Below are 25,517 nucleotides of genomic sequence, written 5' to 3' on the forward strand. Positions count from 1 at the left end.
TCGTTGCACTGCAACAACACATCCATCAAGGAACGCTTCAACATGAAACCTATCGTCAGCCTGGAAGGCAAGGTCGGACTGATCACCGGAATCGCCAACGAGAAATCCATCTCCACCGGCGTGGCCGAGGCCTGCATAGAGGCCGGAGCCAAGGTCGTCATCACCTACCAGAACGAGAAGACGCGTGCGTTCATCGAGCCGGTCGTGCATCGACTCGGGGTCGAGGACGTGGTGCTGCTCGACGTCACCCGCCCCGAAACCATGGCGGACGTGTTCACCCAGATCGACGCCCGCCATGGCAAGCTCGACTTCGCCATCCACAGCATGGCCTTCGCCAAGCGCGACGACCTGCATGGACGCGTCGTGGACAGTTCGCCCGACGGCTTCGCGCTCGCAATGGACGTATCCACCCACTCCTTCGTGCGCATGGCGAAAATGGCAGAACCCCTGCTCATGAAGGCTGGCGGCGGCGCGCTGGTGACGATGACCTATCTCGGTTCGGAGAAGGTGATCCCGAACTACGGCGTGATGGGTCTGTGCAAGGCGGCGCTGGAGGCAGCCACCCGCTACATGGCAGCCGAACTGGGCACAAAGGGCATCCGCGTGAATGCGGTTTCTCCCGGCCCGCTCATGACCCGCGCAGCCTCGGGCATTGCCGGGTTCGACGGGCTGATGGCGGCCGCGGTCGAACGTTCGCCAATGCACGCGCTGGTGACCCCCGAGGACATCGGCGCCCTTACCGCCTTCCTCGTGTCGGATGCGGGCCGTCTGGTGACCGGTGGCGTGCATTTCGTGGACGCCGGTTATAACATCATGGCCTGACGTCCTGGAGATGGCACGATGGATTTTTCCGCAGCACGCGAGTTGATCGGACGGCAGACCGTCCTCCTTCCCGACCCGGTTCCGGAACACCCCTTGCTCGACGGGAAAAAGGAAATCGGGCGCGGCGAATACTCCATCGTGCTCGACAAGGGCGACGACGAGCGGGTGTACAAGATTGTCAGCTCGCCCGCGGATTATTTTCTCTACACGGCCGAGGATCGCCCCCGCGGTGAGCACTTCCCCATCATCCACGCGGACCACGGCATCATCGGCCGTGCGCAGTCGGGCTACCCTCTGCACCTGCTCGAGATGGAAAAGCTCTACCCGCTGGCCGAGGATGCGCCCGCGGCGGAGCTCGCACGGCGCCTGATCGAGGTGTATTGGTCGGCCTGCCAGCAATGGAGCCGGCTCGGCGCGGACATGGGGCGCATCGCCCTCTACGACATGACCATGAATCCGCTTGCGCTCGGCACCGGCATGCAGAAGGCGGTCAAGGCGCTGTCCGATTTCGTCGAGGACTACCAAGTACTACCCGATATCCTCAACGCCAACAACCTCATGATGCGCAAGGACGGCACCCTGGTGTTCTCCGACCCGGTCTTCATCGCATGAGCCCGCCTTCCCCACCCTGCGCATCGCAGGCGCACCTCTCGCAACCAAGTCCCCGCACATGAGCGCGCAGCGTGCAGATGCCTGCGATCACGAGCACCCGGCGCCAGCCCGGCCCGCCTCGATCGGGATCGCCCGCAGCGGGCACTTCGATGGCCCTGCGTTCGAGCGGGCCGTGACAGAGCTGTTGCGTGCCGCCGGCATTGACCCCGACAACTCCCACACGGGCCGCACCGCGCAGCGCGTGCGCGAACTCTGGCAGCGCCGGTTGCTCGGCGGCTATGAGCTCGATCCCGCCGAGGCGCTTGGCGAAGGCTTCGAGGATGCACGCCGCGACATGGTCGTGATCCGCGGCATCGCGGTGCACGGGGTCTGCCCACACCATCTCGTCCCCTTCCGGGGCGTCGCGCATGTCGCCTACCTGCCGGGCGGTCGTCTGCATGGATTCGGCCGCATCGCCCGCATGGTCGACGCGATCGGGCACCGCTTCACCTATCAGGAATGGATGACGCGCGACATTGCCGATGCGCTCGTGACCCACGGCATGGCCGACGGCGCCGCCTGCGTGATCGAGGCCGAGCAGCTGTGCCTGTTGCTCGGTGAGGACCGGCGCGGAGACGAGCGGGTGGTGACGCAGGCGTTCGCGGGATCGTTCGCACACTCACCGCAGGCGCGCAACGAATTCCTTCACGCCATCGAGGACCGTCGGCGCTGATCAGCGCCAACGGCCAGCAGCTCCGCGGGTCTAGCCTTCCTGCTGGAAATCGATGATCACGGCGCGGCGCGCGAGCCTGTGCGCACTCACATCCACAAGCACCACCTCGCGTCCCTCGATCACGACAGTGCCACGGTAACGATCGTCGCCGCTCACCGAGTACTCGAAGTCGAAGCCCCGCCGCAGCACCATGTGCCCACGGTCGTTGCGCGCAAAGCGCAGCCCATGCCCCACCACGGTTTCGTCGAGCAACTGCACGCCCTCGCGCTGGCAGGAACGGCGCGCCGCCGCAATGCCGGCCTCGCGCGCCTTCAGACTGTCAAGCCAGAACCAGACCACACTACCGGTCAGCAACAGCACGAAGAGTTCGGTGAGGGTCATGTCGGAAAGTGGCACACGCTGCATTCGCGCGAACGCGGGCGCGCGAGAAAGGCCTCTCCGCTGGCGCTCACGGCAGCATCATGCCGCGAATCGTGAAGAACAGCATCGCAGCCATCAACGCGGAAGCCGGCACCGTGATCACCCAGGCCGCAGCGATGCGCATCAGCTGTGAGCGCTTCACGAGCTCGCGGCGGTACACCTTCTTCAGATCCTTGCGCTCGCCCTTGGAGAAGTGGGCCGGATCCTCGGCGTTCTTCGAGCGCTGCTTCAGATCCTCGAGCATGGCCCCCTTCTCCTCGAGCGTGGCCTTGTCGAAGCGCTGGATGAACGCCTCGATCGCGACGATGTCGCCCTCAGGGTGGTGCGCCTTGATCTCGGCCAGCATGCGGTCGTAGTTGCTTTTGAGATATTCGCGCAGGAAGCCCACGCCGAACACGCCACCGACCGCGATGTGCGTCGAGCTGACCGGCAGCCCGAACTGGCTCGCAAAGATCACGGTGATGGTCGCGGCCATGGCAATGCAGTAGGCCCGCATCTGATCCAGTTCGGTGATCTCCGAACCCACGGTACGGATCACCTTGGGTCCGAACAGCGCCAGCCCCAGCGCGATGCCGATCGCCCCCACCATCATCACCCAGGTCGGGATCGGCGCCGCCTTGTGGATCTCCCCCCCCGAGCTCACCACATCGACGATCGCAGCCAGCGGACCCACCGCGTTCGCAACGTCATTCGAGCCGTGTGCAAAACTGAGCAGCGCCGCAGCGAAGATCAGCGGCACCGTGAACAGCCGGTTCACGCTTTGCTTGGTGTTGGCCACAACGGACTGGCGCTGGGCGAGCACGCGCTGCAGCACCAGCGTGACCACCAGACCAAGCACGAAGCCATAGGCCAGCGCCTCACCGAAGCTCACCTTCCAGACCTTGCCCAGGCCCTTGAGCATGAGGTAGGTCGAGAAGGTCCACGCCATCAGGCCCACCAGCAGCGGCACCATGCGCCGTGCGGCCTCGGCCATGTCCACCTGATAGGTGATGCTGCGCTTGACCAGATACAGGAAGCCTGCGGCGAACAAGCCGCCAAGCAAGGGAGAGATCACCCAACTCGCGGCGATGCTGCCCATCGTGTTCCAGTCGACGATCGAAGGCCCGGCTGCCGCCATGCCTGCGCCGAGCACCGCGCCGACGATCGAGTGCGTGGTCGACACCGGTGCGCCCACCGCGGTGGCAAGATTGAGCCACAAGGCCCCGGCCAGGAGTGCGGCCAGCATCACCCAGACGAACACATCCGGGTCGGAGATGAGGTCCGGATTGATGATGCCGTTGCGGATCGTGCCTACCACCTCGCCGCCTGCAATCAGCGCCCCCGCGGCCTCGAATACCGCTGCGATCACCAGCGCGCCCGCCAGGGTGAGCGCGCGCGAGCCGACCGCGGGGCCGACGTTGTTGGCGACGTCGTTGGCACCGATGTTCATGGCCATATAGCCACCGATCATGGCCGCCATGACCAGCACCAGACTGCCTTCTCCAGCCCCCCGCATAGCCGAGTAGAACATCACACCGACGATGAAGAGCACACCCATGCCGAGGCGGAATATCTCTCCGCGGCCCTTCTGGGCCGCACGCTCGATGTCAGTGATGTGCTGCAAGTCCACGATGGGAGTCCGTTCAATACGAAAGCGCGTATTGTTTCAGAAAATTTGCAATGGCCCAATCCATTCCTGCTGCAGCACCGCAAATTGCCATCCCCTCCCCTGGGGTCGGCTCCGGGGAGGTCTTACAGGCGGTTGTACTTGTCGGCCCTGCCGCGGGCGAGTTCGACCGGGTAGCGTTCCGCGTTGATGCGGATCTTGCGCCGTGCCGCGTCGGCGAGGTCCACACCCAGCACATCGCTCAGGCGGACCAGGTAAAGCAGCACGTCCGCCATCTCCAGCGCCACCGCTTCGTGGGTGTCCACAGGCAGGCGCGCAGACTGCTCGGGGGTGAGCCACTGGAAGTGCTCGAGCAGTTCCCCCGCTTCGCCAGCCAGCGCCATGGCAAGATTCTTCGGTGTGTGGAACGGCGTCCACTCGCGCTCGGTCGTGAAGCGGCGCATGGCCTCGCGCAACTCGTCCAGCGCGTCTCCCGAAGGTCGCATCTCGCTCATTCGATGTGATGCTCCAGATCGAAGCCGGCCGATTCATCTACGCCAAGTTGCCGCACCAGCCATGGCAGGGCCGCCTCCAGCCGCTCGGGCAACACCCAGGGCGGGTTGATCACGTACAGCCCGCTGCCAAACATGCCGAACCCGTCGCGCGGCGGAGCAGATACGGCCAGGCGCACGTCCAGCCAGCTCTCGGCGCCGATCTCGGCGAGCTTCTGTGGCAAGGCACGGGCCTCGGGGCGCGCCAGCATCGGATACCACACCGCAAAAGTACCGGTTGGGAAGCGTCGCAACGCCTCACGCACGGTGTCGACCGTGCGGCGGTAGTCTTCCTTGACCTCGTAAGGCGGATCGATGAGCACCACGGCACGCCGGGTGGGCGGTGGCAGCAAGCCCTTGAGCGCACCGAAGCCGTCGCTGCGCTGCACCTGCACGCGCTCGCGTTCGGTAGTGAAGGTGCGCTGCAGCGATTCGTGATCGGCCGGATGGAGCTCGAACAGGCGCAGCCTGTCCTGCGCGCGCGCCTTGGTCATGGCCAGCGCGGGCGAGCCTGGGTAGAACAGGAGCCGGCCATGCGGGTTGAACTGGCGCACGGCATCGAGGTACGGCCCGAGCGCCGGAGGGACATCATCCCTGTCCCACAGTCGCCCGATCCCGGCCGCCGCCTCGGCGGTCTTGCCGGCCTGCTCGCTGTCAAGCGCATAGCAGCCGCCACCGGCATGCGTGTCGATATAAACCCAGGGTTTATCCTTGCGGTTGTAGTAGTCGAGCAATTCGAGCAGCACGAAGTGCTTGAGCACATCCGCGTGATTGCCCGCATGGAAGGCGTGTCGATAGCTGAGCATGGGTGTTGTCCGTTCGCGGCCGGCATCGTAGCACCCCGCAGGGCGCGGCAAAACCCTTGGCAGATCAGCCACATTGACACAATCACCGTGTTTGCACGCCAGAGCGCAGTTGTTATGATGCGCGCCCCGACATGCCGCAGTACGCTGTGGCACGAGACATACATAGCGAGAACAACACATGAGCATCTATGCCCTGGGCGATCGCCGCCCCACCTTCGGTCAAGGCAGCTGGATCGCCCACAACGCAACCGTGGTGGGCGCAGTGCACGCCGGGCGCAACGTGAGCATCTGGTACAACGTGGTGATGCGCGGCGACAACGACCCGATCACCATCGGTGACGACACCAACATCCAGGACGGCACGGTGCTGCACAACGACAAGGGCGTTCCGCTTCACATCGGCAGCGGCGTCACCATCGGCCACATGGCCATGCTGCATGGCTGCACGATCGGCGATGGCAGCCTGATCGGCATCAACGCGGTGATCCTGAACCGTGCCGTCATCGGCAGCCAGTGCATCATCGGCGCGAATGCCCTGATCCCCGAGGGCAAGGTCATTCCCGACCGCTCGCTCGTCGTCGGGTCTCCGGGCCGCGTCATCCGCACCCTGACGGAGGATGAGATCGCGCACCTGAAGTGGAACGCGCAACATTACATCGAGAACGCGCGTCTGTACGAGAAGGATCTATGCGCACTCGAACCCGCCAGCGTCATCGAAGGGGCCGCTTGATGAAACCCGCCCTGCTCGCCCTGGTCGCGGCATTCAACATCGCCGTGGCTGTGCCTGCCGCCGCCGAGGCCGGCGCGCCGCTCACGGTCGAGTTATCCGCGCAGGCCAGCACCGCGGCTGCCAACGACCTCGCCACCGCGGTACTGTATGTCGAGCGCTCCGGTGCCGACGCCGCGGTGCTTGCCGACGAGGTGAACCGCGCCATCGCCGGGGCGCTGGAAACCGTGCGCGCGGAGAAAACGGTCAAGGCGCAGACCGGCAGCGTCTCCACCTGGCCGGTCTACGACAAGGACGACCGTGGCCGCATCACGTCGTGGCGCATGCGCTCGGAGATCCGCCTCGAAAGCATGGACCTGGCGGCGATGTCCGCGCTGGTCGGACGACTGCAGGCCGCTCTGGCGCTCGCCCATGTCGGCATGGAGCCTGCCCCCGCCACGCGGCGCAAGGCGCTCGACGCGGCCACCGTCGACGCGCTACAGGCTTTCGAGGCCCGCGCCGGACTGATCGCCGGCACCCTGGGTCGGAAACACCGCATCGTCCACCTCAGCGTCGGTGACAGCGGCTTCTCGCCCCCCCCGATGCCCCGCATGCGCATGGCGACCATGGCCGCCGCCGATGCCGCACCCGCACCGCTTGAAGGCGGCGAGAGCCAGGTATCGGTGCATGTGAGCGGGCGCATCGAGTTGACGGACTGACAGCCTGAAGGACCCGTGGCGTGAAGCCCGCCGCTGGACCGTCTCCAAGGCCTGCTTTATCTTTGCGCACATGAGATCGACGAACTCCGCGCGCAAGGCAATTCACCCCCGGCAGGCAAGCCGGCGACGGTTCGCCTGCCTCAGCGCAGTCATGCTGCTAGCCGCCTGCAGCACGGTCCCCGAGGCACCCCGCCACAGCACCGCTGCGCCACAGACGCCGGCGCCCGCGCGCAGCAGCTATTTTGCCTTCCCCGACGAGCAGCATGCCCAGGAGATGGTGCTGTTCGCCCTCGGTCTCCTCGACACCGGCTATCGCTTCGGCGGCCGCAACCCCGAGGCCGGGCTCGACTGCAGCGGAATGGTCGCGTACGTCGTGGAGAATATCAGCGGCCAGCGCCTGCCCCACAATGCGGCTCAGATCGCAGAACGGACCCGGCCCATCCCGGTCGAGGCGCTCGCGCCCGGCGATCTCGTGTTCTTCAACACGCTCAAGCGCCGACATTCACACATGGGGATCTACATCGGTGATGGCCGGTTCGTGCATGCGCCGTCGAGCCGTGGAAAGGTTCGCGTCGAGCGCCTGGACAACCGCTACTTCGCACAGCGCATCGACGGCGCCCGCACCCTGCTTGCCAACTGAAGGCTACAAGCCCGGCGCCGCCCAGAGAACACTCAGCGCTGCGGCACCTGCACGTAGATCTCGCCCGGCTTGGTCAGCCCGAGTTCGAAACGGGCGCGCTCCTCGATTGCCTCATTACCCGACTTGAGGTCATTCACCTCGGCCGCGAGGCTTGCGTTGCGCTGCTCGAGGCGCAGATTCTCATCTCGCTGCGCCTGCAACTGGCGATCGACGTCCCACACGCGCAGCCATCCACCCTTCCCCAGCCAGAGCGGGTACTGCAGCAGCACGACGAGTGCGAGCAGGATCAGGATGGGCCAGCGCATCAAGCAGAAAAACTCGAGATTGGATTGCCGCAGGGCCGACCACCGCGTTCGCGGACAGGCCCACTCCCCGTGGCGGGGCGGGCCTGCATTCCGGTTATACCGGGCTTGCCCACGAAGGCCCGGTCAGCACCGATTCGGCGAGGTCGGCGACAAGAGCGCCGACCTCGCCGCAGGACGACGGTCAGCGCAGGTTGTAGAACGCGCGCTTGCCCGGGTAGGCCGCAGTATCGCCGAGGTCTTCCTCGATACGCAGCAGCTGGTTGTACTTGGAGATGCGGTCCGAGCGGCTCAGCGAACCGGTCTTGATTTGCATCGCGCGCAAGCCCACGGCGATGTCGGCGATGGTCGAATCGTCGGTCTCGCCCGAGCGGTGCGAGATCACCGCGGTGTAGCCAGCGAGCTTGGCCATCTCGACGGCGGCGAAGGTCTCGGTGAGCGTGCCGATCTGGTTGATCTTGATGAGGATCGAGTTGGCCACGCCCTGCTCGATGCCCTGCACAAGGATGCGGGTGTTGGTGACGAAGAGGTCGTCACCCACCAGTTGCACACGCTTGCCCAGGCGCTCGGTGAGAATCTTCCAGCCGTCCCAGTCGCCCTCGGCCATGGCGTCCTCGATCGAGACGATCGGGAACTTGTCGCACAGGGTCTCGAGGTAGTCGGTGAAGCCCTCCGCGGTGAGCGACAGGCCCTCGCCCTTGAGCTCGTACTTGCCGTCCTTGTAGAACTCGGATGCAGCGCAGTCGAGCGCCAGCAGCACATCCTGGCCGGGCACGTAGCCGGCGGCGACGATGGCTTCCTGGATCAGGTTGAGCGCTTCCTCGGTGCCCGAGACGTTGGGGGCGAAGCCGCCCTCGTCGCCAACGGTGGTGGGGTAGCCCTTGCCGTCCACGATCTTCTTGAGGTGGTGGAAGATCTCGGCACCGCAGCGCAGCGCCTCGCGGAAGCTGCCCATGCTCACCGGCATGATCATGCATTCCTGGATGTCCAGGCTGTTGTTGGCGTGTTCGCCGCCGTTGATGACGTTCATCATCGGCACCGGCATCACCATCGGACTGGAGCCGCCGAAGTAGCGGTACAGCGGCAGGCCAGCCTCTTCGGCGGCGGCCTTGGCCACCGCCATCGACACCGCCAGCATGGCGTTGGCGCCCAGGCGCGACTTGTTCTCAGTGCCGTCGAGCTCGATCAGGGTGCGGTCGATGAAGGCCTGCTCCTCGGCGTCGAGGCCGATGATCGCTTCGGCGATCTCGGTGTTCACGTTCTCGACCGCGCGCAGCACGCCCTTGCCGAGGAAGCGCGACTTGTCGCCGTCACGCAGCTCGATCGCCTCGCGCGAACCGGTGGAGGCGCCCGACGGCACCGCGGCGCGGCCCATCACGCCGGATTCCAGCAGCACGTCGGCTTCGACGGTGGGGTTGCCGCGTGAGTCGAGAATCTCGCGGGCGATCACATCAACGATTGCACTCATGTGTAGTCCTGTTGCAGTTACTGGGATTGGGGGAATTCGAAGCTCAGAGCGTGGTCTCGAGGAAGCCCTGGCGCTTTACCAGCGCGTCGATGTCCTTGAGGGTGGTCAGCAGCGCCTTCATCTTCGGCAGCGGCCAGGCGTTGGGACCGTCGGACAGCGCCTTGGCGGGGTCCGGGTGGGTCTCCATGAAGAGACCCGCCACGCCCACCGCGACTGCGGCGCGCGCCAGCACCGGCACGAACTCGCGCTGGCCGCCCGAGGCCGTGCCCTGCCCGCCCGGCAGCTGCACCGAGTGGGTGGCGTCGAACACCACCGGGCAGCCGGTGTCGCGCATGATCGCCAGCGAGCGCATGTCGGAGACGAGGTTGTTGTAGCCGAAGGACGCACCGCGCTCGCACACCATGATGGTGTCGGCGCCGCCGTTCGCTTCCCTGGCCTTGTCGGCGACATTCTTCATGTCGCCCGGCGCAAGGAACTGGCCCTTCTTGATGTTCACCGGTTTGCCACTGGCCGCCACCGCGTGGATGAAATCGGTCTGGCGGCACAGGAAGGCCGGGGTCTGCAGCACGTCGACGACCGACGCCACCGCAGGGATTTCCTCGATCGTGTGCACGTCGGTCAGCACCGGCAGGCCGAGCTGCTTCTTCACCGCCTCGAGCATCTTGAGGCCGGCGTCCATGCCGTGGCCGCGGAAGCTCTTGCCCGAGCTGCGGTTGGCCTTGTCGTAGGACGCCTTGAAGATGTACGGGATGCCCAGCTCGGCGCAGATTTCCTTCATCTGGCCGGCGATGTCCAGGCACATCTGCTCGGATTCGGCCACACAGGGGCCGGAGATCAGGAAAATCGGCTTGTCCAGGCCAACATCGAAACCGCAGAGGTTCATGCTTCGCTCCTTCAGGCCGCGGCCTGCTTGCGCGCAATCGCCGCCTTCACATAGGCGGTGAACAGCGGATGGCCCTTGCGCGGGTTGGAGGTGAATTCGGGGTGGAACTGGCAGCCGACGAACCACGGATGGACTTCGGCGGGCAGCTCGACCATCTCGCACAGGTCGGTGACGGGCGCACGGCCCGACACCACCAGTCCCTTCTCTTCCAGCTTGGCGAGCAGGGTGTTGTTCACCTCGTAGCGATGGCGATGGCGCTCCATGACCTCGGGGGCGCCGTAGATCGCGCGCGCCAGCGTGCCTTCCTTGAGCTGGCAGAGCTGGCCGCCGAGGCGCATGGTGCCGCCGAGGTCGGACTCTTCCGAGCGCTTCTCGATCTTGCCCGTGCGATCCTTCCACTCTGTGATCAGGCCGATCACCGGGTACTTGGTGTCGCGCTCGAACTCTGTAGAGTGGGCGCCTTCCATGCCGGCGACGTCGCGAGCGAACTCCACCACCGCGAGCTGCATGCCGAGGCAGATGCCCAGGTACGGCACCTTGTTCTCGCGCGCGTAGCGGATCGCGGCGATCTTGCCCTCGGTGCCGCGCTTGCCGAAGCCGCCGGGCACCAGGATCGCGTCCATGGCCTGCAGCACGCCGCAGCCGTCGCGCTCGATGTCCTCGGAGTCGATGTAGTGGATCTTCACCTTCGACTCGGTGTGCATGCCGGCGTGGTTGAGCGACTCGATCAGCGACTTGTAGGACTCGGTGAGGTCGACGTACTTGCCGACAAAGCCGATGTCGACCGACTGCTTCGGGTTCTCGAGCGCGTGGATCAGCTTCTCCCACACCGAGAGATCTGCCGCGCGTGCGAGGATGTCGAGCTTGTGGCAGACGATCTGGTCGAGCATCTGGTCGTGCAGCATGCCCGGGATCTTGTAGATGGAGTCGGCGTCGAGCACCTCGATCACCGCCTCGGGCATCACGTTGCAGAACAGCGCGATCTTGCGGCGCTCGTCCACCGGAATCGAGCGATCGGCGCGGCACAGCAGGATGTCGGGCTGGATGCCGATCTCGCGCAGCTCCTTCACCGAGTGCTGGGTCGGCTTGGTCTTGAGCTCGCCGGCGGTCGGGATGTAGGGCAGCAGCGTGAGGTGGATGAAGCAGGTGCCGTTGCGGCCTTCCTCGAAGCCCATCTGGCGGATGGCCTCCAGGAAGGGCAGCGACTCGATGTCGCCCACCGTGCCGCCGACCTCGATGATCGCCACGTCGGCGCCCTCGGCGCCGCGCTTGACGTAGGCCTTGATCTCGTCGGTGATGTGCGGGATGACCTGCACGGTCTTGCCCAGGTACTCGCCACGGCGCTCCTTCTTCAGCACCGACTCATAGATCTGACCGGTGGTGAAGTTGTTGCGCTTGCTCATCTTGGCGCTGGTGAAGCGCTCGTAATGGCCGAGGTCGAGGTCGGTTTCCGCACCGTCTTCGGTGACGAAGACTTCGCCATGCTGGAACGGGCTCATGGTGCCCGGATCGACGTTGATGTACGGGTCCAGCTTGAGGTGCGTGACCTTGATGCCACGGGACTCGAGAATGGCCCCCAAAGAGGCCGCCGCGATGCCTTTGCCCAGGGAGGACACGACACCGCCGGTAACGAAGACGTATTTGGTCATGGGAGATGTGCTGCGGGAAAGCGCGATGATAACCGAAGCGCCGGACATGCGTCAGCAGTCCGGCGCTCGCTCCGCCCCTGTTCGGCCCCCAGGCCGGACCCCGCGCCGCCCCACGGGAATCGCATGATCCAGCCTCCGGCCGGGGGCCTCGCTGCTCAGGCCATGCCTCTCAGGTCATACCGCGCAGCTCGCGCAGCAGCACCGACAGCATCGCCAGGTCGATGTTCTGCGCACCACGGATCTCTCCGAGCAAGTGCTGGTATCGGTCCAGGGCCGCGGCAGCACGAGCGCGCCATGCCGCGAGCCGGGCCGCCGTGTCGCCGCCCTCCGGCGCCAGGCGGATGGCCTCCGCAGCGAGCGTGCGCGCGAGCATCGACAGGTCGGTACGCAAGGCGCCCCGGGCGAGATTCTGCCAGCGCGTCTCCGCCGGCAGCGCCGAGATCTGCCGCCCCAGCCAGTGCAACTCCAGCTCGCCACCGAGCGCAAAATACACCCGTGCCACCGCCGCCTCATCCTGTCCGGTCTCGGCGGCAATCTCGACCAGGTCGAGCGCCGAGTACAGCTCGTCCAATGCCGCCACGCGCCGCGCCAGCGCCTCGGCCACGCCCTGCTCCACCCAGCGTGCCACTGCAGCATCGAGCTCTTCCCGGTAAGCAGGGCCGACATCGTCGTGCAGCCGACCGGCCAGCGCTGCGACGCCCGGCGAAAAGTGGGCCAGCGTCGCCTGCAGATCGGCCAGCCAGCGCCGGTTGCGCAGGAACCACAAGGTACCGCGCTGCACCAGCCGGCCGGAGGCCAAGATCAGTTCCAGCTGCACCGCATTGTCGATGCGGTTGTCTAGCGCCTCGGTATCCTGCCACACCCCCACCAGCCCGAAGACCTCGCGCGTAGCCATGTAGGCGCGCACGATATCGGCGGCAGGCACACCCACCTCGGTCTTCAGCCGATGCACGAAAGTCGGCCCGACGCGGTTGATCATGCTATTGATGACGTGCGTGGAGATGATTTCGCGCCGCAGCGGATGCGCCTGGATCTGGACGGCGAAGCGCTCGCGCAGGGGTCCCGGGAAGTAGCGCTCCAGCGCGGTGCGGATGTAGGGATCCTCCGGCACGTCGGACGCCAGTACCTCGTCGTAGAGCTCGATCTTGCTGTAGGCGAGCAGCACGGCCAGCTCAGGATGGGTGAGACCGGCGCGCGCGGCCTTGCGCTGCGCAAGCTCCTCATCCATCGGCAGGAACTCGAGCTTGCGGTTGAGCCGCCCGGCGTGGGCGAGGCGGCGCATGAAGTCCGCCTGCTCGTCGAGCAACGCCACGCCCCGCGCCCATGTCACCGAGAGGATCTGCGTCTGCGCGTAGTTGTCCCGCAGCACCAGCGTCGCGACCTCATCGGTCATGTCTGCGAGCAGCTTGTTGCGCTGCTTCAGGGTGAGCTCGCCCTCGGCCACCACGGCACCGAGCAGGATCTTGATGTTGACCTCGTGATCCGAGCAATCCACGCCACCGGAGTTATCGATCGCGTCGGTGTTGACGCGGCCGCCGCCCAGCGCGAACTCGATCCGGCCGAGCTGGGTGGCCCCCAGGTTGCCGCCCTCGCCCAGCACCTTGCAGCGCAGCTCGCCGCCATTGACGCGCACGGCGTCGTTGGCGCGGTCGCCCACCGCGGCGTCGGCCTCGGCGCTGGCCTTGATGTAGGTGCCGATACCACCGTTGTAGAGAAGTTCCACCGGCGCGGTGAGGATGGCGCGGATGAGCTCGGTGGGTGTGAGCTGCGCGGCCTGGAGATCGAGCGCGGCACGCACCTCGGGCGAGAGCTTGATCGACTTTGCGCTGCGCGGCCACACGCCGCCACCCTGCGAGATCAGCGCCTTGTCGTAGTCATCCCAACTCGAGCGCGGCAGCGCGAACAGGCGCGCGCGCTCTTCCCAAGAGCGCGCGGGGTCGGGATCGGGGTCGATGAAGATGTGGCGATGGTCGAAGGCCGCGATCAGTCTCGTCTGCTTCGACAGCAGCATGCCGTTGCCGAACACGTCGCCCGACATGTCGCCCACGCCGGCCGCGGTGAAGGGCTCTTCCTGGATGTCCTTGCCCATCTCGCGGAAGTGGCGCTTGACCGCCTCCCAGGCGCCGCGCGCGGTGATGCCCATCTTCTTGTGGTCGTAGCCCACCGAGCCGCCGGAGGCAAAGGCGTCGGCCAGCCAGAAGCCGTATTCGGCCGAAACCTCGTTGGCATAGTCCGAGAAGGTCGCCGTGCCCTTGTCGGCCGCCACCACCAGGTAGGGGTCGTCCTCATCGTGGCGCACCACGTCGGCCGGCGGCACCACGGCACCCTGCACCAGGTTATCGGTGAGGTCGAGCAGGCCGCGCAGGAAATTGCGGTAGCAGGCCACGCCCTCGGCGACCAGCGCCTCGCGTCCGCCCTCGGCGGGCGGACACTTGACCACGAAGCCGCCCTTCGAGCCTACCGGCACGATCACCGCATTCTTGACGATCTGCGCCTTCACCAGGCCAAGGATCTCGGTGCGGAAATCCTCCATGCGGTCGGACCAGCGCAGGCCGCCACGCGCCACCTTGCCGCCGCGCAGATGCACGCCCTCGAAGCGCGGCGAGTATACGAAGATCTCGAACATCGGCAGGGGCTGCGGCAGGCTGGGAATCTTCGCCGGCGAGAACTTGAACGAGGTGTAGGTCTTGGCTGCGCCGTCCTTGTCGCGCTGGAACCAGTTGGTGCGCAGCGTGGCGAGGATCATGGCGAGGAACTGGCGCAGGATGCGGTCCTCGTCGAGATTGGCGACGGTGTTGAGTTCGGCCTCGATCGCCGCCACCTGCGCCGCGCATTGCGCGTCGCGGTCGCCGCCCAGCGCCGGATCGAAGCGGGTGCGAAAGAGCTCGAACAGCGCGCGCGCGAGCTTCGGATACGCCGCGAGCGTCTGCTCCATGTAGGCGAGACTGAAGGTGAAGGCCGCCTGCCGCATGTACTTCGCGTAGGCGCGCAGCACGCTGACCTCGCGCCATGAAAGACCGGCGAGCAGCACGAGGCGGTTGAAGTCGTCGTTTTCCACCTCGCCGCGCCAGGCGCGCAGAAAGGCGTCCTGGAACAGCGGCCGCAGGGCGTGGATGTCCAGGCTCTCGGCGCCCGCGTACTGCAGGCCGAAGTCGTGCAGCCACACCGTGCTGCCATCCAGACGCTCGATCTCGGCAGGGCGCTCGTCGATCACCTTCACACCCATCTTCTCGAGCATGGGCAGGCTGTGCGACAGCGCCACCGGCGCACCGAGGTGATACAGGCGCAGGTTCAGGCGCCCTTGCTGCGCCTCCAGCGGCACATGCAGGTTGAGCGCCAGCGCGTCATCGTCGCGCAACGCCTCCATCTGTTCGATATCAAACACCGCCATGCGCGCCGAATAGTCCTCACGGTAGCCGGCCGGGAACCCGCTGCCGTAGCGACGCAGCAGTTTCATGCCGCGCTCCTCGCCGCACTGCTCGACCAGCGCCTGCTGCAACTCATCCTCCCAGCGCCGCGCGGCGCGGATCAGGCGCTGCTCCAGTTCGCGGGTATCGAAGGGTGGAATGATCGAGTCCCGCGTACGTACCGTGATCAGGATGCGCGCCAGAGCGGAGTCCGAGAACTGCACGTCGAACTCGGACGAGGTCCCGTTGAACGCATCCATCAGCACCGCCTGCATGCGCTTGCGCTGGTCGGTGTTGTAGTGTTCGCGCGGCACATAGACGAGGCAGGACACGAAGCGCGCAAACGGGTCGATGCGCACGAAGAGCCGGGTGCGCAGCCGCTCGCCGAGGCGGAGGATACCCATCGCGTGGGCGTGCAGCTCTTCCGGATCGATCTGGAACAGCTCGTCGCGCGGATAGCGCTCGAGCAAGGTCTGCAGCGCCTTGGCGGCATGACCTCCGGGCAGCAGGCCAGCGCGCTCGAACACCGCGTCGACCTTGCGGCGCAGCAGCGGGATCTGGCGCGGGCTGGTGCTGTAGGCGGTGGATGCCAACAGGCCGATGACCCGACGCTCACCGGCCACCCTGCCCTCGCCGTCGAAGGTCTTGATGCCGATGAAGTCCAGATAGCCCGGCCGATGTACCGTCGAGCGGGAATTCGACTTGGTGATCGTGAGCAGTCGCGGCAGATGGGCCTGTGCACGCAACTGCGGCGGCAAGGCCGCGAAGGAGCGTGACTGGCCATCCTCACCCTCGCCGCGCAGCAAACCCAGCCCCGAGTTGGGGACGATGCGCAGTTCGTTCCCCTCCTCCGTACTCGCCAGCGTGTAGTCGCGGCAGCCGAGCAGCACGAAATTGTCCTCGGCCAGCCATTGCAGGAAGGCCTTCACCTCCGTGGCATCGGCCGACTCCAGCGCAGTCGGCAGCGTATCGAGCCCGGCGGTGATCTCCTGCAGCCGGGTGCGCATCGCGGGCCAGTCGCTCACCGCAACACGCACATCGGCCAGCACGTGCTCGATGCCCGCCTGCAGCGCGGCCAGATCCGCGGGGTCGGTACGACGGTCGACCTCCAGGTGCATGATGGATTCGAAGCCGGCGCCCTTGCCTCCCGCCCCCTTGCCTCCCGCCCCCTCGGCGCTTGCACCCGCAGCGTCTGCGCCGTCGCTGCCGAAGCGGACAAAGCGGCCCTGCGCATCACGCTGCACCTTGATGACCGGATGGATGATCAGATGCAGGGTCAGTCCCTGGCGCGCCACCTCCATGGTGATCGAGTCGACCAGAAAAGGCATGTCCTCGCCGACGATCTCGATGACGGTGTGCGGACACTCCCATCCGCTCTCATCCACGCGTGGGTTGAACACGCGCACGCAGCTTGCTTCCTTGCGGCGAGCGATGAAATGCCACTGGCTCAACACCGCGCCGTAGAGGTCGGTGACGGGCAGAGCTTCGAGTTCGTCCGGATCCATCTGGGCGAAGTAGCGGGCGGCAAAGTCGCTCACCACCGCTGCCTGGTCCGCCGGCAGCCGTGCGGCAATCTGCTCGATCACCGCATCGATCTGTGCCGTAAGCCTGCCTGTCTCCCGCTTTTCCATCTCGACCTCCGCACGTGCGTGTTGGGGCACGGTGCGACGATGCGGGCTCCTGCGGATTGCGTGGCGAGAACCCGGATCGCAGCGCCGTGGAACAGATCGGTCAGGTTAGGTCAAAGGATCTGCCGGTCATAGGCACGTTTTCCCGTACCCGCCGCCACAGGCACGAAAAAAAAGCGCGCCCCCTCCTTCAGGTCGGCGCGCCGTCTTGCGGCCCTTCGGGCCACCGCATTCAGCGGATGAAGTCGCGGTTCACTTCACGGAACAGATCCGTTCCGCCGCGCTGGAGCCACTCGAAAGCGACCATCTCGCGCGACACGATCTCGATACCGTGCCCACGCATGCGCTCGAAGGCGAGGTCGCGGTTGGCCGGGTCGCGCGAACCCGAGGCTTCGGCGACGATGAAGACATCCTTGCCGGCCTGGCGCAGGTCAAGTGCGGTCTGCTGCACGCACACATGCGCCTCGGTACCACACACGATCACCTGCTTGCGCTGCTCCACCGCCGTGCCCGCAAAGCAGCCATCGGCCTGCGCGGAGAAGAACTGCTTGCCGACGTATTGCGCATTGGCGGTCACCGCGCGCACCGAATCCACGGTGCCACCGATCTTCTCGGGGAAATGCTCGGTCACCACCACCGGCACACCGATCCGCTCGGCCACCTGGGCGAGCCAGGCGCAGTTCTCCGCCACCTGCTCGCCCTGGTGAATATAGGGTGCGAGCCGCGCCTGCACATCCACGATCAGCAACACGGATCTATCGGGATTCATCAGCATGGTCTTTCCTCCTCAGTCGGCCAGCTCGGCGCGTTCGCGGAAATGCGCCAGCGCCTCGGGGTTGGCCAGGGCCTCCTGATTCTTGACCGGGCGGCCATGCACTACGTTCCGCACCGCCAGTTCGACGATCTTGCCGCTCTTGGTGCGCGGGATGTCTGCCACCTGAAGCACCTTGGCCGGCACGTGGCGCGGCGTGGTGTTGTCGCGAATGGTCTGCTTGATCCGTCCGACCAGATCGTCGTCGAGCGTCAGCCCTTCGCGCAGCTTCACGAACAGCACCACGCGTACATCGTTCGGATTCTGCGGCGGCCAGTCCTGGCCGATCACCAGCGACTCGACAACCTCGTGCAGCTTCTCGACCTGGCGGTAGATCTCGGCGGTGCCGATGCGCACCCCGCCCGGGTTGAGCGTGGCGTCCGACCTTCCGTAGATGATCAGCCCGCCATGCGCGGTGATCTCGCAGAAATCCCCGTGGCACCACACGTTGTCGAAGCGATCGAAGTAGGCAGCGTGGTACTTGGCGCCGTCGGCGTCGTTCCAGAAGCCAATCGGCATCACCGGGAAGGGCTTGCTGCACACCAGCTCCCCCTTCTCGCCGCGCACCGGGCGACCCTCGTCGTCCCACACGTCCACCGCCATGCCCAGGCCGCGGCACTGGATCTCGCCGCGCCACACCGGCAGCACCGGGCTGCCGAGCACGAAGCAGGAGATGATGTCGGTGCCGCCCGAGATGGACGAGAGCTGCAGGTCGGCCTTGATGTCGCGGTAGACGTAGTCGAAGCCTTCCGGCACGAGCGGACTGCCGGTGCTCATCATGGCGCGCACGCTGTCGAGCTTGTGGGTCTCACGCGGCTTGAGTCCGAACTTCGCGGCCGCATCGAGGTACTTGGCCGAGGTGCCGAAGTGCGTCATCTGCTCGGCGTCGGCATAGTCGAAGAGGATCTGGTTGTCGCCGGCGAAGGGCGAGCCGTCATAGAGCAGCAGCGTAGCCTCTGCGGCGAGCGCGGAGACCAGCCAGTTCCACATCATCCAGCCGCAGGTGGTGAAGTAGAACACGCGGTCGCCCGGCTTCACGTCGCCGTGCAGCGTGTGTTCCTTCAGGTGCTGCAGCAGCGCGCCGCCGGCGCAGTGCACGATGCACTTCGGGACGCCGGTGGTGCCCGAGGAGTACATGATGTACAGCGGGTGGTCGAAGGGCAGCTCGGCGAACTCGATGTCGTCCACGAAGTGGAAGGGGGCGATGAAATCCGCGTACATGCGCGCATGCGGCACATGCGACAGGTCGTGGTCGTGATGAACGTAAGGCACGACCACGACGCGCTGCACGGACGGCAACTGACCGACGATGTCGCCGAGCTTGCCGAGCACGTCGACCGTCTTGCCGCCGTAGTAATAGCCGTCGCAGGCGATCAAAACCTTGGGCTCGGTTTGGCCGAAGCGGTCGAGCACGCCCTGCACACCGAAGTCGGGCGAGGCCGAGGTGAAGATGGCGCCGATACTCGCCGCGGCCAGCATGGCGATGGCGGTCTCGGGCAGGTTGGGCATGTAGGCGGCGACGCGGTCACCGGCGACCACGCCCTGTTCCCTCAGGGCGGCGGCGAAGTGCGCAACGGCGCGATAAAGCTCGCCGTGGCTCATGCGGTTCTTCACCCGGTCCTCGCCCCAGAACACGATGGCATCGTGCGCATCGCGCGAACGCAGCAGGTTGCGGGCAAAGTTGAAGCGTGCATCGGGAAACCACTGCGCGCCGGGCATGCGGTGACCATCGACCAGCACGCGCTGACCGCGCGCGCCGATCACGCCGGCGCCAGTCCCATCCCCTTCCCAGACGCTCACCCAGAACTGCTCGGGCTGCGCCACCGACCAGTCGTAGAGCGCCGCATAGTCGGGCAGCGTGACGCCCCACCGCTTCTCCGCGGCAAGACGGAAGGCGGTGACGTTGGCGTCCGCCACACGCTCGGCCGACGGCGTCCAGAGCGGCTTCTGTTCTGCAAGCTGATTCATCGTGTCTCCTCTCACTGAATGCATGCCACTTCGGTGGCCTCGTCTTTTTCTGTACAGCCAGTCGCTATGTCACGTGCAAGTACGGCCTGCTTCAGGCGGGCGCGTCCTCGAACAGCGCACGGATGAAATCGGGAATCGGCGCCGACTTGCCGGTGCGCATGTCCATCCACACCGTCTTGGCCGCGCCCTCTGCGTACAATCGCTCGTCGCCTTCGACGAAAAGTTCATACCAGGTCATCACGCTCGACCGCCCCGGCTCACCGACGTACATCTTCACAACGACCGTTGAAGGATAATTCACCGGAATCAGGAACGTGCAGCTCGCGTTGATGATCACCGGCCCTACGGCCTCGTCCGGACGCACGCGGACACCGACCTTTTCCAGCCACTCGCAGCGGGCCTGCTCGAGGAAGCGGAAGTACACCGTATTGTTGACGTGCCCGTAGGCGTCCATGTCTCCCCAGCGCACGGGGATGCGCGCAGTGTAGATGAGCTTGCCGTGCTCCTTCATGTTGCATCTCCTCTTGTATGTTGAGCGCGCTAATGTAACATACGGCCCCGTATGTTTGCGCAAGGCGCCTGCGTGCCGGATGATCGTCGGCGCATGCGCGAGCGCGCACGGGTTTAAACTGGCGCCAGCGACAGCTCGCGCACACGCCGAAATGATGGGACAGGAGGACAGGATGGAACGCGAATCGATGGAATTCGATGTACTGATCGTCGGCGGCGGCCCTGCAGGCCTCGCCGCGGCGATCCGTTTGAAGCAACAGGCCGAGGCAAAAGGGCAGGACCTTGCGGTGTGCCTGATCGAGAAAGGCGCGGAAATCGGTGCCCACATCCTCTCCGGCGCGGTGATCGACCCGCGTTCGCTCAACGAGCTGATCCCCGACTGGAAGGAAAAGGGGGCTCCGCTGACGACCGCCGTGACCGAAGATCAGGTCATCTTTCTCACCGAAAAGGGCTCGTTCCGCAACCCGCCTGCGCTCACGCCGGACTGTTTCGACAACCACGGCAACTACATCATCCGCCTGGGCAACCTCGTCAAATGGCTGGGCGAGCAGGCCGAAGCTGCCGGTATCGAGGTCTATCCGGGCTTCGCCGCGGCCGAGATCCTCTACGACGAGCACGGTGCGGTCAAAGGCATCGCCACCGGTGACATGGGTCTGAACCGCGACGGCACACCCGGCCCGCAGCACCAGCCCGGCATGGAACTGCACGCCAAGTACACGCTGTTTGCCGAAGGCTGTCGTGGCCACCTCGGCAAGCAGCTCGAAGCGAAGTTCAACCTGCGCGACGGCGTCGATCCGCAGACCTACGGCATCGGCGTCAAGGAGTTGTGGGAAGTCAGCCCGGAGATGCATCGCCCCGGCCTGGTCGTGCACACTGCCGGCTGGCCGATGGACAACCGCACCTACGGTGGCGGCTTCATCTACCACCTCGAGGACAACCTCGTCGCGCTCGGCTTCGTGGTCGGCCTCAACTATGAAAACCCGCACCTGTCCCCCTTCGAAGAGATGCAGCGCTGGAAGACCCACGCCGCGGTGCGCAAGCACATCGAGGGCGGCAAGCGCCTGTCCTACGGTGCACGTGCCATCGCCACCGGCAACATCCAGAGCCTGCCGCGCCTGGTGTTCCCGGGCGGTGCGCTGATCGGTGACGACGCGGGTTTCCTGAACGCCGCGCGCATCAAGGGTGTGCATGCAGCGATCAAGTCCGGCATGCTCGCCGCCGAAGCAGCCTTCGAGGCGCTGGCCGCCGAACGCCAGCGCGACGCGCTGACGGGCTACCCGGCCGCCTTCCGCGATTCGTGGCTCTATGCAGAGCTGCACAAATCGCGCAACTTCAAGCCGCTGATGAAGAAGGGCCTGATCATGGGCTCCTTCCTGTTCGGCATGGACCAGATGCTCTTCCGCGGCAAAGCCCCCTGGACCCTGCACAACAGCGCCGATCACGAGAAACTGAAGCCGGCGTCCGAGTGCCCGAAGATAAACTACCCCAAACCCGACGGGGTACTCACCTTCGACCGGCTCTCGTCCGTGTTCCTGTCGAACACCAACCACGAGGAAGAGCAGCCCTGCCATCTGCAGCTGAAGGACCCCTCGGTAGCCATCTCGATCAACCTCGCCCGGTACGACGCCCCGGAACAGCGCTACTGTCCGGCCGGCGTGTACGAGATCGTCGAGGAAGAAGGCAAGCCCCGTCTGCAGATCAACGCGCAGAACTGCATCCACTGCAAGACCTGCGACATCAAGGACCCGACCCAGAACATCAACTGGGTCGTGCCGCAGGGCGGCGAAGGGCCGATCTACCAGGGCATGTAATCTGTCCACCCGACGCAGCCACCGCGCTGCGTCATCCCCTTCGGGAGGTTCAGAATGGCTGGCGCTGCAGATGCGGAACCCCTCCCCGGCTCGGGCATCACGTCCGGACAGGACGGGGTTCTCCGCTGGGTGCATGAGGTCAATCTGTGGAAGAACCCGACGATCCTCATCACCGTCGCAAAGGTCATGCTGTTTGCGGCCCTGGTGCCGGCGCTGCTCGTTGGCGTCCTCACCCTCTTCGACGGTGACGGTGTGGTCGCGGCGCTGCGCACCTTCGCGGAGGTGGGTGGTCTCTCGATCGGCATCGTGGTCGTCCTGACGCTGATTGCCTACCCGCTGCTCGCATTGCTGACGGGCGGACGCTATTGCGTCGTCTTCGAGATGGACGCGCGCGGCGTCAATCACGTCCAGTTGCGCAAACAGTTCGAGCGCAACCAGGCCCTGATGCTGGTCACCATGCTCGCAGGCATCGCCGGCAGCAGCCCACAGACCACCGGCGCCGGCCTGCTCGCGGCGTCGCGCCAGTCCCTGCACACGACCTTCACCAAGGTCCGGCAGATCCGGATCAACGAGCGCCGCGGGGTCATCTACCTCGCGGAGAAGTTCAGCCGCAACCAGGTCTACGCCGCGCCGGAAGACTTCGCCTTCGTGCGCGACTACATCGTTTCGCGCTGCCCGAAGGCGTTGGTGCGGGGCCACTCCGGAGGCCGCGGAAGGTGAGCCATCTGGCCACCGGGCTGCGTACAGCCGTTCTCGCATGCGCCCTCGCCTCGTCGATGGCGCACACCGCGGGAGCGGTCGATCCCGCACAGCTGGCCGAAGCGCGCGCAGCCTATCAGGCCGCCTTCGAGCATTACACGCGCCTGCTTACCACGCCGGGTGCAGACGGCGATCGCAAGGCTGCGCTCCAGGCCTATCGCGAGGCTTCGACGCGCTACAGAACCCTTCAGTCGAAACTCGAAGCAGCCGGGATTCATCCGGCGCCAACGTCCGCCGCGTCCCCGACGCTCGATACCCAAGGCATACGCGGAATCGTGGACATCGACAACGACGCCAGTACCTCCGACCATCCCAGCGACCCGAGAGTCAGGCTTGAATCGGACGCGCAAGCCGGCACACCCCGCGCACAGATGCTGCTCGGCCTGCTTCTGCTCAAGGGCACAGGCGAGCGCACTGCGCCCGAGGCCGGCATCGAATGGCTCGAGCGGGCCGCGGCTGGCGGTGACCCGGACGCGATGGCGATGCTCGCAGACGAACTCGATTCGGGCCTGTGGGTGGCGGCCGATCCGCAACGCGCACGCACACTGCGCGAGCAGGCTGCACGCCTCGGCTCCGCGCTGGCGGAATGGGGGCGCTGAAAACCATGGCACAGCGCAAACCCGCCGTTCGCCTCACTGCGGCCGCACCCAGGCGGACGGATCCCGTTCGGGCGCCCTTGTGCCAGCCCGCACTGCTCGGCGTGCTGGTCGGCCTGGTGGTCGGCACCAGCAGCACGTCGCTGTTCGCCCAGGGGCCACAGGACGACCCAGACTGGGCCAAACGTGCAACCAAGGTCGAGGCGGGAAAGACCAGCGTCCGTTTCGCGGCCGACACGGTCAACGATCTGCTGCGGCGGTTCAGCAGCGACGAAACGGTTCGTCGACAAGTCGCTGCCGAACTGAATGCGGCTGCCGACGTGCTGGTGAACAACGCCTCGGCCGCTGCGCAGTTCTGGGGGGATCTCCGCAAGGTTCAGAGCCGCGACGCATTGCGTACGCTGGTGGAGCAGAAGCGCCTGCGCGCGTATGCCGCCTCGCTGATCCGCGATCATGCGGACGGACTCGCGGGCAAGGGCGACGACGTGCTGCGGCGGATCGTGGCCCACTCGGATGAGGGCCTCGACGAAGCCGGCCGCGAGGCTCTCACACTCCTCCGCCAGGCCGAAACACAGCTCGCCAGCACCGGCCGCATCACCCGCGAGCTCGACGAGAAGCTGGTCGATGTGCTGGCAAGACTGCCCCCCGAGCGCGCCCTCGCCGGCCAGCGCCTAGTGCGCAACCAATTGGCTGCGCGAGGCGTAAGCGGCTTCGACATGTTCATGCGCACCGGCGTAGACGCATTGTTCGTGGCCGGCGACATCCTGGGTATTGCGGCACTCGACAGCCCGCAGGAGAAGGCCGCACGCAGTAGCGGCACCCTTGTGACCTATGGCCTGGAGACCGGCGCGAACGTCGCGGTTCGGGCGCTGGGAGGCGGGCTGTTCCTGCACGGCCTGGTGGTGAGCCTGTCGGCCGCCGCAGTGGGCGAGCTGACCAGCGAGATCATTCAGCTGCATTACGATCGTCAGAACGCAGCGATCGCCGAGCAGCAAGCAGCACTGGCGATGCGGGCCAGCGTACTGCAGGGCCTGCTGCGAACGGACGAGCTGATCAAGGCTGGAAAGCTTGCCAAGGCGCGCAGCTATCTCGGCAAGCTGCGTGCCTTCTACGCCACGAAAGACGAGCCCGACAGTTGGGTACTGGGCAAACTGCTCGAACTCGACCGCAACATCGAAGACGCTCGCGATCTCCTGCAGGCCAACCGCATCATCGCGGAGGCCCGGGTTCACTACAACGCCGGCTACGGTCTCGCGCGCCAAGGGCGCCAGCTCCGCCAGGCACGCGAGCACATGCTCGATGCGCGCAAGATTCTCGAGGAAGGCCTGGCGGTCTATCCCATGCTGCGGCCGGCGCTGGACCGCACCAACCAGGTGATCGGTCTGATCGAACGCCTGATCGCCGAGGCGCCTACCCTCCAAGGGGTCGACGTCAGCGGCCCGACGTCCGCACCTGCGGGCGAGTGGGTGAGCTTCATTTTGCAGGCCCGCGGCGGCGCTCAGGACTTCAGCGCGGTCGGCATCGAGTCGACGCCTCTCGCAGGTGGCGCCATCGCCAGCCTGCGTGCGCCCTCCAGCCCGGGCATGCACACGCTCGAATTCACCCTGCGCGACCACCTCGGGCGCAGTGTGCGAGCACAGGCCGTGCTGAACGTGCAAGCGGCGGAAAGGCCGGATTGGCCACAGCCCCCGGCAGACACCCCGTGCGAGAGAACCGTTTTCGAAGCGCGCGTCACGCACGCCGACCGCGCACGCACCGAATTCAGCTTCCTGCTGATGCCGCGCGACGAGGTCGTTCGTCTCGCCCAGGAACGCGCAAGCAAGCCGCTCCAGGAACACGAGATCGAACGCTTGCTCACGCAGACCTACCGCAGCTCGATGCCCGACGACGCATCCCAGGCCGCGATCGCTGCGGCCATGCCCAGGCACTGCCATACGCTGCTGACGACACGCCAGCTCTTCATCATGTGGCACGGCACCCGCACCGAGATCAACGCGGCCGGCAGCACACGCTACCAGGCGGAGTTTCGCCAAGGCTATCGGGTACGCACGCTGGTCGAGCACTCGCCCGAACCCACACCTGCAGGGCAGCCAGTGGGCGGCGTGCCGGTCGGCGGCGGGTTCGCGCCGCGCTGAGCCTACTGCACCACAGC

The 25,517-nt window shown here is 66.1% G+C and carries 22 protein-coding genes; 10 read left to right on the plus strand and 12 right to left on the minus strand.

Annotated features, from left to right (window positions below):
* Positions 1 to 42 precede the first annotated feature (42 nt).
* Genes fabI through folE form a run of 3 tightly spaced genes read left to right on the plus strand, consistent with a single transcriptional unit; the run spans position 43 to position 2,146 of the window.
* Entirely contained in the window at positions 43 to 822 is a 780-nt protein-coding gene (gene fabI, locus ACNKW1_RS01795) for an enoyl-ACP reductase FabI (protein WP_418362883.1), read from the plus strand.
* Positions 823 to 840: 18 nt separating this feature from the next.
* Positions 841 to 1,434, plus strand: a complete 594-nt coding sequence (locus ACNKW1_RS01800) for a hypothetical protein (RefSeq protein ID WP_418362884.1) — start codon at positions 841 to 843, stop codon at positions 1,432 to 1,434.
* Positions 1,435 to 1,492: 58 nt separating this feature from the next.
* On the plus strand, positions 1,493 to 2,146 hold the full coding sequence (gene folE / locus ACNKW1_RS01805; RefSeq protein WP_418362885.1) for a GTP cyclohydrolase I FolE: 654 nt from the start codon (positions 1,493 to 1,495) through the stop codon (positions 2,144 to 2,146).
* 30 nt (positions 2,147 to 2,176) lie between these two features.
* Here folE and ACNKW1_RS01810 read toward each other — a convergent pair whose 3' ends face one another.
* The 4 genes from ACNKW1_RS01810 to ACNKW1_RS01825 all read right to left on the minus strand — a co-directional run bounded on the left by ACNKW1_RS01810 (position 2,177) and on the right by ACNKW1_RS01825 (position 5,508).
* Entirely contained in the window at positions 2,177 to 2,527 is a 351-nt protein-coding gene (locus ACNKW1_RS01810; protein ID WP_418362886.1) for a DUF3301 domain-containing protein, read from the minus strand.
* A 67-nt stretch (positions 2,528 to 2,594) separates the two neighbouring features.
* Complete coding sequence (locus ACNKW1_RS01815; protein ID WP_418362887.1) at positions 2,595 to 4,175, minus strand: inorganic phosphate transporter; 1,581 nt, start codon at positions 4,173 to 4,175, stop codon at positions 2,595 to 2,597.
* 122 nt (positions 4,176 to 4,297) lie between these two features.
* Entirely contained in the window at positions 4,298 to 4,657 is a 360-nt protein-coding gene (locus ACNKW1_RS01820; RefSeq protein WP_418363347.1) for a nucleotide pyrophosphohydrolase, read from the minus strand.
* A 5-nt stretch (positions 4,658 to 4,662) separates the two neighbouring features.
* Entirely contained in the window at positions 4,663 to 5,508 is an 846-nt protein-coding gene (locus ACNKW1_RS01825) for a 23S rRNA (adenine(2030)-N(6))-methyltransferase RlmJ (protein WP_418362888.1), read from the minus strand.
* Between the two features lie 178 nt (positions 5,509 to 5,686).
* On the opposite strand from ACNKW1_RS01825, the gene ACNKW1_RS01830 reads away from it, so the two are divergent.
* From ACNKW1_RS01830 to ACNKW1_RS01840, 3 genes are all read left to right on the plus strand, one after another.
* Positions 5,687 to 6,238, plus strand: coding sequence for a gamma carbonic anhydrase family protein (locus ACNKW1_RS01830; RefSeq protein ID WP_418362889.1), 552 nt, complete (start codon positions 5,687 to 5,689; stop codon positions 6,236 to 6,238).
* Complete coding sequence (locus ACNKW1_RS01835; RefSeq protein ID WP_418362890.1) at positions 6,238 to 6,933, plus strand: SIMPL domain-containing protein; 696 nt, start codon at positions 6,238 to 6,240, stop codon at positions 6,931 to 6,933. Before ACNKW1_RS01830 ends, ACNKW1_RS01835 begins: the two co-directional genes overlap by 1 nt.
* Before the next feature lie 151 nt (positions 6,934 to 7,084).
* Positions 7,085 to 7,573: a C40 family peptidase gene (locus ACNKW1_RS01840; RefSeq protein WP_418362891.1), complete on the plus strand. Its 489-nt coding sequence runs from the start codon at positions 7,085 to 7,087 to the stop codon at positions 7,571 to 7,573.
* A gap of 32 nt (positions 7,574 to 7,605) precedes the next feature.
* Here ACNKW1_RS01840 and ftsB read toward each other — a convergent pair whose 3' ends face one another.
* The 8 genes from ftsB to ACNKW1_RS01880 all read right to left on the minus strand — a co-directional run bounded on the left by ftsB (position 7,606) and on the right by ACNKW1_RS01880 (position 20,200).
* Positions 7,606 to 7,878 carry a cell division protein FtsB gene (gene ftsB / locus ACNKW1_RS01845; protein WP_418362892.1) on the minus strand — a complete coding sequence of 91 codons (273 nt, stop codon included), beginning with the start codon at positions 7,876 to 7,878 and terminating at the stop codon, positions 7,606 to 7,608.
* Between the two features lie 181 nt (positions 7,879 to 8,059).
* The gene (gene eno, locus ACNKW1_RS01850) at positions 8,060 to 9,343 is read right to left on the minus strand and encodes a phosphopyruvate hydratase (protein WP_418362893.1); all 1,284 of its coding nucleotides are present in this window, start codon (positions 9,341 to 9,343) and stop codon (positions 8,060 to 8,062) included.
* Between the two features lie 43 nt (positions 9,344 to 9,386).
* Positions 9,387 to 10,226, minus strand: coding sequence for a 3-deoxy-8-phosphooctulonate synthase (gene kdsA, locus ACNKW1_RS01855; protein WP_418362894.1), 840 nt, complete (start codon positions 10,224 to 10,226; stop codon positions 9,387 to 9,389).
* Positions 10,227 to 10,237: 11 nt separating this feature from the next.
* The gene (locus ACNKW1_RS01860; protein ID WP_418362895.1) at positions 10,238 to 11,875 is read right to left on the minus strand and encodes a CTP synthase; all 1,638 of its coding nucleotides are present in this window, start codon (positions 11,873 to 11,875) and stop codon (positions 10,238 to 10,240) included.
* A gap of 169 nt (positions 11,876 to 12,044) precedes the next feature.
* The gene (locus tag ACNKW1_RS01865; RefSeq protein ID WP_418363348.1) at positions 12,045 to 16,913 is read right to left on the minus strand and encodes an NAD-glutamate dehydrogenase; all 4,869 of its coding nucleotides are present in this window, start codon (positions 16,911 to 16,913) and stop codon (positions 12,045 to 12,047) included.
* Positions 16,914 to 17,142: 229 nt separating this feature from the next.
* Positions 17,143 to 17,685: a hydrolase gene (locus tag ACNKW1_RS01870; protein ID WP_418362896.1), complete on the minus strand. Its 543-nt coding sequence runs from the start codon at positions 17,683 to 17,685 to the stop codon at positions 17,143 to 17,145.
* Positions 17,686 to 17,697: 12 nt separating this feature from the next.
* On the minus strand, positions 17,698 to 19,689 hold the full coding sequence (locus tag ACNKW1_RS01875; RefSeq protein WP_418362897.1) for an acetoacetate--CoA ligase: 1,992 nt from the start codon (positions 19,687 to 19,689) through the stop codon (positions 17,698 to 17,700).
* Positions 19,690 to 19,780: 91 nt separating this feature from the next.
* Entirely contained in the window at positions 19,781 to 20,200 is a 420-nt protein-coding gene (locus tag ACNKW1_RS01880) for an acyl-CoA thioesterase (RefSeq protein ID WP_418362898.1), read from the minus strand.
* A 172-nt stretch (positions 20,201 to 20,372) separates the two neighbouring features.
* Between ACNKW1_RS01880 and ACNKW1_RS01885 the strand changes: the two genes are divergently transcribed.
* From ACNKW1_RS01885 to ACNKW1_RS01900, 4 genes are all read left to right on the plus strand, one after another.
* Positions 20,373 to 22,010, plus strand: coding sequence for an electron transfer flavoprotein-ubiquinone oxidoreductase (locus tag ACNKW1_RS01885; protein ID WP_418362899.1), 1,638 nt, complete (start codon positions 20,373 to 20,375; stop codon positions 22,008 to 22,010).
* 54 nt (positions 22,011 to 22,064) lie between these two features.
* Positions 22,065 to 22,730, plus strand: a complete 666-nt coding sequence (locus tag ACNKW1_RS01890) for a hypothetical protein (protein WP_418362900.1) — start codon at positions 22,065 to 22,067, stop codon at positions 22,728 to 22,730.
* Positions 22,727 to 23,368, plus strand: coding sequence for a tetratricopeptide repeat protein (locus ACNKW1_RS01895; RefSeq protein ID WP_418362901.1), 642 nt, complete (start codon positions 22,727 to 22,729; stop codon positions 23,366 to 23,368). Before ACNKW1_RS01890 ends, ACNKW1_RS01895 begins: the two co-directional genes overlap by 4 nt.
* A 77-nt stretch (positions 23,369 to 23,445) precedes the next feature.
* A complete protein-coding gene (locus ACNKW1_RS01900; RefSeq protein ID WP_418362902.1) occupies positions 23,446 to 25,500 on the plus strand; it encodes a hypothetical protein in 2,055 nt (684 codons plus the stop codon).
* The last annotated feature ends 17 nt before the right edge of the window (positions 25,501 to 25,517 follow it).

This window comes from Thauera sp. WH-2, assembly GCF_048321015.1.
Classification (GTDB): Bacteria; Pseudomonadota; Gammaproteobacteria; order Burkholderiales; family Rhodocyclaceae; genus Thauera.

Coding starts and splice junctions, on each gene's coding strand:
- ACNKW1_RS01830 (WP_418362889.1), top strand. CDS start 5,687: ATGAGCATCTATGCCCTGGGCGATCGCCGCCCCACCTTCGGTCAAGGC.
- ACNKW1_RS01870 (WP_418362896.1), bottom strand. CDS start 17,685: ATGCTGATGAATCCCGATAGATCCGTGTTGCTGATCGTGGATGTGCAG.
- eno (WP_418362893.1), bottom strand. CDS start 9,343: ATGAGTGCAATCGTTGATGTGATCGCCCGCGAGATTCTCGACTCACGC.
- fabI (WP_418362883.1), top strand. CDS start 43: ATGAAACCTATCGTCAGCCTGGAAGGCAAGGTCGGACTGATCACCGGA.
- ACNKW1_RS01810 (WP_418362886.1), bottom strand. CDS start 2,527: ATGACCCTCACCGAACTCTTCGTGCTGTTGCTGACCGGTAGTGTGGTC.
- ACNKW1_RS01820 (WP_418363347.1), bottom strand. CDS start 4,657: ATGCGACCTTCGGGAGACGCGCTGGACGAGTTGCGCGAGGCCATGCGC.
- ACNKW1_RS01880 (WP_418362898.1), bottom strand. CDS start 20,200: ATGAAGGAGCACGGCAAGCTCATCTACACTGCGCGCATCCCCGTGCGC.
- ACNKW1_RS01885 (WP_418362899.1), top strand. CDS start 20,373: ATGGAACGCGAATCGATGGAATTCGATGTACTGATCGTCGGCGGCGGC.
- ACNKW1_RS01875 (WP_418362897.1), bottom strand. CDS start 19,689: ATGAATCAGCTTGCAGAACAGAAGCCGCTCTGGACGCCGTCGGCCGAG.
- ftsB (WP_418362892.1), bottom strand. CDS start 7,878: ATGCGCTGGCCCATCCTGATCCTGCTCGCACTCGTCGTGCTGCTGCAG.
- ACNKW1_RS01860 (WP_418362895.1), bottom strand. CDS start 11,875: ATGACCAAATACGTCTTCGTTACCGGCGGTGTCGTGTCCTCCCTGGGC.
- ACNKW1_RS01890 (WP_418362900.1), top strand. CDS start 22,065: ATGGCTGGCGCTGCAGATGCGGAACCCCTCCCCGGCTCGGGCATCACG.
- ACNKW1_RS01865 (WP_418363348.1), bottom strand. CDS start 16,913: ATGGAAAAGCGGGAGACAGGCAGGCTTACGGCACAGATCGATGCGGTG.
- folE (WP_418362885.1), top strand. CDS start 1,493: ATGAGCGCGCAGCGTGCAGATGCCTGCGATCACGAGCACCCGGCGCCA.
- ACNKW1_RS01840 (WP_418362891.1), top strand. CDS start 7,085: ATGCTGCTAGCCGCCTGCAGCACGGTCCCCGAGGCACCCCGCCACAGC.
- ACNKW1_RS01825 (WP_418362888.1), bottom strand. CDS start 5,508: ATGCTCAGCTATCGACACGCCTTCCATGCGGGCAATCACGCGGATGTG.
- ACNKW1_RS01800 (WP_418362884.1), top strand. CDS start 841: ATGGATTTTTCCGCAGCACGCGAGTTGATCGGACGGCAGACCGTCCTC.
- kdsA (WP_418362894.1), bottom strand. CDS start 10,226: ATGAACCTCTGCGGTTTCGATGTTGGCCTGGACAAGCCGATTTTCCTG.
- ACNKW1_RS01835 (WP_418362890.1), top strand. CDS start 6,238: ATGAAACCCGCCCTGCTCGCCCTGGTCGCGGCATTCAACATCGCCGTG.